General features: G+C 23.4%; 1 protein-coding gene. It reads left to right on the top strand.

Going from position 1 to position 522, the window contains the following annotated elements; translation table 11 throughout:
* Positions 1-194: 194 nt before the first annotated feature.
* The coding region (locus IE212_RS34640; RefSeq protein ID WP_190201955.1) for a hypothetical protein at positions 195-522 on the top strand (328 nt) is incomplete at its 3' end.

Raw genomic sequence — 522 nt, 5'->3', positions numbered from 1 at the left:
TCGGAAACGATAAGAGTTCTAAAATTTAATAAGAAAAATTTTCAAAAAAAAATCTTTGAAAATTTTGCAGATTAAAATATTATTCTTATATTTGCATAGAGAAATAAAAAAACCTTTTCGAGTTTCTAATAAGACTTGAATTTTTATCGAAAAGGTTATAATAAAATAAATTCAAAAATTCAAGTATTTTTATTATGGAAGAAAAAAAATTAAATTCAGTTGAGAATGTAAATGTAGTTGTTGAAAATTCTACAAAAGAAAAAGTAAACAAAGTGAGTGCTAAAAAAGCTAAAGCACAAGCAAAAGCAAACAATATTCTTTATAAAGATATTCTAGTTAATTTAAATAAATCTACTGAGGGACTTTTAAAAACTTCTTTCGGTGTCAAAAAATCAGACATTTACAAAGAAGAAATTTTTTCAGAACTTTCAGATAAAGAGAAAAAAGTTGCTCGAAAGAAATTTAGAAATATAATTCTTTCATTGTCCGAAAGTTTGATACAAGAAAAGGACAAAACACGAT

Origin of the sequence: Streptomyces djakartensis (genome assembly GCF_014651075.1) — a bacterium.
Classification (GTDB): domain Bacteria; phylum Actinomycetota; class Actinomycetes; order Streptomycetales; family Streptomycetaceae; genus Streptomyces; species Streptomyces djakartensis.
This window is presented reverse-complemented; position numbering and strand designations above follow the sequence as displayed.